The 6,043-nt window shown below is 53.9% G+C and carries 7 protein-coding genes; 6 read left to right on the forward strand and 1 reads right to left on the reverse strand.

Features of this window, described 5'->3' with window-relative positions; all coding sequences use genetic code 11:
- On the forward strand, positions 1-242 hold a 242-nt coding region (locus RRY12_11815; protein ID MEG2185358.1), incomplete at its 5' end, for a hypothetical protein.
- Positions 243-424: 182 nt separating this feature from the next.
- Here RRY12_11815 and RRY12_11820 read toward each other — a convergent pair.
- The gene (locus tag RRY12_11820; GenBank protein ID MEG2185359.1) at positions 425-1,609 is read right to left on the reverse strand and encodes a C45 family peptidase; all 1,185 of its coding nucleotides are present in this window, start codon (positions 1,607-1,609) and stop codon (positions 425-427) included.
- 327 nt (positions 1,610-1,936) lie between these two features.
- Here RRY12_11820 and RRY12_11825 point away from each other — a divergent pair, with 327 nt between their 5' ends.
- The 5 genes from RRY12_11825 to RRY12_11845 all read left to right on the forward strand — a co-directional run.
- Complete coding sequence (locus RRY12_11825) at positions 1,937-2,350, forward strand: hypothetical protein (GenBank protein MEG2185360.1); 414 nt, start codon at positions 1,937-1,939, stop codon at positions 2,348-2,350.
- A 46-nt stretch (positions 2,351-2,396) separates the two neighbouring features.
- A complete protein-coding gene (locus RRY12_11830; GenBank protein ID MEG2185361.1) occupies positions 2,397-4,043 on the forward strand; it encodes a carbon starvation CstA family protein in 1,647 nt (548 codons plus the stop codon).
- 130 nt (positions 4,044-4,173) lie between these two features.
- Entirely contained in the window at positions 4,174-4,587 is a 414-nt protein-coding gene (locus RRY12_11835; protein MEG2185362.1) for an EamA family transporter, read from the forward strand.
- A 251-nt stretch (positions 4,588-4,838) separates the two neighbouring features.
- Entirely contained in the window at positions 4,839-5,840 is a 1,002-nt protein-coding gene (locus tag RRY12_11840) for a putative 2-aminoethylphosphonate ABC transporter substrate-binding protein (GenBank protein ID MEG2185363.1), read from the forward strand.
- 12 nt (positions 5,841-5,852) lie between these two features.
- A partial coding sequence (locus RRY12_11845; protein MEG2185364.1) for an ATP-binding cassette domain-containing protein occupies positions 5,853-6,043 on the forward strand: 191 nt, incomplete at its 3' end.

Genomic DNA, 6,043 nt, shown 5'->3' on the forward strand with positions numbered 1-6,043 from the left:
GTCTTGCCGTGGTCGATATGGCCGATGGTGCCTATGTTAAGATGGGGCTTATTACGCTGAAAATGCTCTTTTGCCATACTAAAATTCCTCCCTGTATTTGGTTCTACGTTTCTTATGCCCGTTGGGGCTCGTATTCCTTAAAGTGGCAAAAAGCCGGTGGCTGCCTGCCTTTATGTTCCCACATCAAAAGAGACCCGGAAATCAGAGCCGGATCTCTTCAAAGATATGTAAAGGCATTATAGCGTACCGTTGTTCTAATTGCAACACTTTGCACACTATCTGAGCATTTTTATCGAAGAAGAAAAATTATTCCGTCCCGCGCCACACAACAGACAACGGGCGCCTTCGCTGCGCTCTTTTTTCGTCCTGTTTTGCATTTTTTACAGCGGGCGTGACGCTTTCGGCCTTCCAAAGAGACGCTGCGTCACTTTTTTAATTCTTTTAAATAGCTCCCCATGTCGACATAGGTCCATTCCTGACGCCCCGGTATCTTGAGCCACACCGAAAGCTCCGTTGGGACGACGACCATTTGATAGACCGTTATTTCGCTCGCGGCGCCTCCTTTTTCAAGCGGCAGGTCGAGTATGCCGCGCATCACCGCGGCCGTTATTTTCCCCTTATTTTTTTCTGCAAGCGCAAGCAGGTTTTTGCGGCGCGTCAGACTGCTGAAGCTCTTTGCATCAGTCGTCTCCGGCAGCCCCCACTCCTTAGCTGTGAAGTGGTTTGTGATCACCATAAGGTTCTCTTTTTCATCCGATCTCTTTACGCCGAAGACGGACCATTCGTAGCCTCGCGCGCTTTTGCCGTCGGTAACGCCGATGATGTAGGAGCCCGCTGAATTTGCCGTGTGGAAAAACAGGTCGGCCCAGCGCATAGAATCCGCTTCAAAGAGCAGCGGGAAAAGCTGCACGGCGGAGTGGATCCTGTTTATAAAATGCGTGCCCCCAGCGGAAAAGGAGCCGTTGTTCAGTTCAAAGAACATCCCTTTTTCGTTCAGGCCGTTCACGGCGTAGATTTCTCCCGCGTAGCCTACGGTGGCGGCGGCAAGAGAGCCGTCAGCGGGGTGGTAGACCGCTATCACAATATCGTCGGCGAGCGCCTTGAACCACGGAAAATAGTCATAGTCGCGGCCGTAGACGAGCGGCCCGCTGGTATAGCTCCCCCAGGCGGCTATGCCAGCGCATTTTGCCATGCCGCCCAATTTCTCAACGGCGTTTACAAGAATGAGCTGCCGCTGCGTAAGACCGGAGGTCTCACTCATGCCCTTTATCACTTCACGCATTGTGTACGGATAATATGAATAGAAATCAAGCGCCGCGGCCTCCGCGGTCTTAAGTTTTTCGGCGTCGCAGCCCAAGATTTTCGTCATGATGCCGGTCTCGTAAACGTGGCGCAGTTCCTTCGACAGAAGCGCCCCGTACTGTCGCCCCATCTCGCGCCATGTCCCGCGAAGGTCGACGACGCTTACCGCTCCATACGCAGCCTTTGCGCCGTTTTCAAAGTATACTTTATCTGCGGCGCAGGAGAGCGCGGGCGTGTATATGAGGACCGCCGCTACTACAACGAGCGCCGGCATCCGTATCCATAAACCTAATTTTATCTTTTTCATTACGTACGCTACACTCCCATCAGGCTTTTACTCTATTGCACCTCTGCCGTAAATATTATATTGCGAAAATACGCTGCGCGGGGGTATGTTCCGTTTACAAACTCCGCGTTAAACTAACTTAAAACTTTTCACAATTACCGTTCGTGACAAACTTAACTTTTGATTCTTTGTCTTTAGTCAAGCCGCGAACGGCAATATTAGGGTAATCACTTAAAACGTTTTTTATATTTAACTTTGCAAATCAAAAGCCTTTAATGTAATATTCAGTATATATCAAGCGGCCCGTTTTTGTATCGAAGGACGGCTTTCGTGACTGGGTGGATTTTTATGGTGGATCTTTCGTTTCTTGGCGCCGCCTCCGATATTTGGAACGAGTGGCGTTACGAGCCGTGGCGCTCCGATACGGCTTCGGGACTCTACCGGCGGGTGACGATGAAAAAAAGCGGTCTTTTGGGGGAGGTTGCGCGCTATTACGCGGACGACTATATTATATGGAGATACGCCGCAAGCGACCCGGAGCGGATCTTTCGCGCGGCTAAGCAGGAAGAGGACCTGCTGCTTCAGCGTTTCGTCTTCCTGACGGAAAAGGGCGCCTACAGCACAAAAAAGCGTTCGCTGTTTTTCGGGCTTCGCGGCTTTGCGGAACTGCATTTTTATACGCCTGGCAGCGAGCCGCCGAAGGCCATCGTGGACGCCGCCTATCTGGTAAACGCGGCCTGCGCTAAAATCAAGAAAAGATAGGTAACAAAAAACCTGTTTTTTATATATACACTTGGAGGTGTTTCAAATGTTCTTTTTTATGTTTGCCGCGTCCGCCGCGGCGCTGGTGCTGGGCTATATTTTTTACGGCAAGTTCATGGCGAGGCTTTATGACCTAAGCAATTCGCACGTGACGCCCGCAGAACAGCTCAACGACGGCATGGACTACTGCCCGACGCACCCCGCCGTGGTGCTGGGACATCATTTTTCCTCGATAGCGGGCGCCGGCCCCATCGTAGGACCGATCACGGCCGCGTCTATGTTCGGCTGGCTGCCTACCATTATGTGGTGCATCTTCGGCTCGATTTTCCTGGGCGGCCCGCACGATTTCGGCGCGGTGGTCGCTTCTATGCGCCATGACGGAAAATCGGTGGGCGAGGTCATCGACCACTGGATCGGAAGCAGAGGAAAAAAACTCTTTCTTATCTTTACGATACTGACGCTCTTTCTTGTTGTAGCGGTCTTTCTCGTGCTCACGACGGCCACCTTTGTTACGGACCCGGTAGTCGCCTTCGTAAGCTGTATGTACATACTGCTTGCGGTCATTTCGGGGCTGATGATATACAGGTTCAACGTCGATCTTAAAGTGGTGACGCTCATCATGCTCGCGATAATAGCCGTCTGCACGATAAAGGGCGGAGACTGGCCTTTCGTCGCGGCCTGGTTTACGCACAGCGCCGACCAGTGGAACATCTTCCTCGCCGTCTACATTCTGGCGGCCTCCGTTCTGCCAGTCTGGCTGTTGTTGCAGCCGCGCGACTATCTCGCCTCGTATTTCCTTTATTTTGCCGTAGCCATCGGCGCTATCGGAATGATCTTCGGCGGCTCGCTCGACAGCGGCAAGGTGCCGATGATAGCGTCGCATGTAGAGTGGATGGGCCTTTCGCGCTCAAACCTGTGGCCCATGATGTTCGTCATCGTCGCCTGCGGCGCCATCTCCGGCTTCCATTCGCTGGTAGGCTCCGGCACGACCTCAAAGCAGCTCGCCCATGAGAGGGACGCCCTGCCCGTAGCCTACGGCGGGATGCTGCTTGAAGGGCTTGTCGCGGTCATAGCGCTTGGCACTATGATGGTGGCGGGCGGCATCGGCGCGGGCGGCCCCGTCGGCACCTTCGCCGCCGGTTTCGGACGCTTCTGCACACTGCTTGGCATCGACCCGGTTCTCGGGACGCGGCTTGGCGCCATCGCGATAAACGGCTTCCTGCTCACGTCGCTTGACACGGCGACTCGCCTTGGCCGCTATCAGATACAGGAGCTGACAAATTACAAGGTCAACAAATACGTCGCCACGATATGCGTCGTGCTGCTCGCTCTGGTGCTGGTCTACGTGAAGACGACAGCCCCGGACGGCAAGCTTGTTCCCGCGTGGTCGGTCATCTGGCCGGTCTTCGGAGCCTCAAACCAGCTCGTCGCAGCGCTTGCTATACTTGGCATCGCAATGTGGGTCATCCGCGGCCTCAAGAAAAAGGCTACATTCCTGCTCGTACCGTTCTGGTTCATGCTCATCACAAGCATGGCCGGCCTCGTAGTCGAGATAAAGGCGACGCTTTCCAGCCCCAATCCGAACTATATCTTGGCGGGCATAAGCGCGCTTCTTCTCGTGCTTGCGCTTCTTATGACAAAAGAGGGGCTTTCGGCTCTCAAAAAAGAAAAAGAGGGCGCGAGCCTTTCATAGAAAAAATAAGTTTCGCAGTCTCTATGCGGGGCGCGTCTTTAAGGCGCGCTCCCGTTTTTTATTGAAAACAAGAACTGATGATATAATTTTACGTCAGATCGGTAAGCAATCTGGAAAGGGGATATAGACCATGTGGGCGATATATGCGCTTTGTTCCGCGTTTTTTGCGGCTCTTACCTCTATTCTCGCAAAGATAGGCATAGAGGGCGTCAATTCAAATCTCGCAACGGCCGTAAGGACGGTGGTAGTCGTCATAATGGCGTGGCTTGTCGTGTGGATGACGGGTTCAGGCGCCCAGCTTGGTGACATCAGCAGAAAGAGCTGGCTCTTTCTTGCGCTTTCGGGGCTTGCCACTGGCGCCTCGTGGCTTTTTTATTTCAAGGCGCTGCAGATGGGCGAGGCCTCAAAGGTGATGCCCGTCGATAAATTCAGCGTGGTCTTGGGCATACTGATGGCCTTCATCTTCCTGCACGAGGCCGTCTCCGCCAAGGTGCTGGCGGGCGCGGCTCTCATCACGGCTGGGACTTTTGTACTGATACTCTAGCAGGCGGCTGCGCGCCGTTTTAAAGCCTCCGCCTATTTTGTGGCGGAGGCTTTTCTTTTTTTGCGTCCTAGTTACCTAACGTTACCAATAGCTGCACACATCGTTCACTCAAAAGCGGTTCCATAGAGAACGCGAAGCCCGTACGGGGCCGCTTAGATTTTTAACTTTTGAGGAGGATTCTCATGTCAGCACTTCGGAGACATTTTTAAAAGATAGGCAAAAGCACGCTGATCTTTGCGGCGGCGGCCGCGATCGCGCAGGCGTCGTTTGGCGCGGCGCCGAAAGCCTGTGCTGCGGCCAAGAAGCTCTCGGTATATACCGCGCTTGAAAACGAACAGATAGGCAAGTATCTTGAATCATTCAAAAAGAAATATCCTGACATCGAGGTGAAGATAGTCCGCGATTCAACCGGCATCATCACGGCAAAGCTGCTGGCCGAAGGCGCGAAAACGCCCGCCGACGTCGTATGGGGCACCGCCGCGTCAAGCCTTCTCGTTCTTGAAGACCGCGGGATGATAGCGCCCTACGCGCCGAAGGGACTTGCGCGCGTCGAACCGATGCTGAAGGACAAGGCAAACCCGCCCGCGTGGGTCGGCATAGACGCATGGGAGACCGCCGTCGTCTACAACACCGCCGAGGCTGCGGCAAATGGACTGCCTCCGATAAAATCATACAAAGATCTGCTGCGCCCGGAGTTCAAGGGCCGGATAATCATGAGCAACCCCAATTCCTCGGGTACCGGCTTTCTTGCCATAGCCGGCCTCATCCACCTTATGGGCGAAAAAAAGGCCTTTGAATACCTCGACAAACTCCACAAAAACATCGCGATGTACACTCATTCAGGCTCCGCTCCCGCAAAGAAAGCGGCCTCCGGCGAGTTCGCGGTGGGCATCTCATACGGCTATGCCGGCGTCAATCAGAAGAAAAAGGGTGCGCCTGTGCAGGTCATTTTCCCCTCCGAGGGAAGCGGCTGGGACGTGGAGGCAAACGCCCTCATCAAAAAGACGGCCGTGAAGCCCGAGGCGAAGCTTTTCCTTGACTGGGCCATTTCGGACGAGGCGATAAACGCGCTCAAGGGCGATTACGCTATAACCGCGGTAAAAACTGACGGCGGAATACCAGAAGGTTACTCAAAAGAGCCGCTTTCGCAGCTTATCAAAAAGAACGACCTTAAGTGGTCCGCGAAGAACAGAGACCGCATACTCAAAGAATGGGCCGCGCGCTACGACGGCAAAACGGAAGCCAAAAAGTAGGGGACGGCGGCAATGGCATCGCTTTGCGCAAAACATTTAACTAAAAAATTCTCACAGCAGACGGCTTTGAACGACGTCAGCTTCGAGATAGAGGACGGTGAATTCGTCTGCGTCCTTGGGCCGTCGGGCTGCGGAAAAAGCACGCTTCTGCGAGTGATCGCGGGGCTTGAAAATATAGAAAGCGGCCGCGTGGAGATAGGCGG

Origin of the sequence: Cloacibacillus sp. (assembly GCA_036655895.1) — a bacterium.
GTDB lineage: Bacteria > Synergistota > Synergistia > Synergistales > Synergistaceae > JAVVPF01.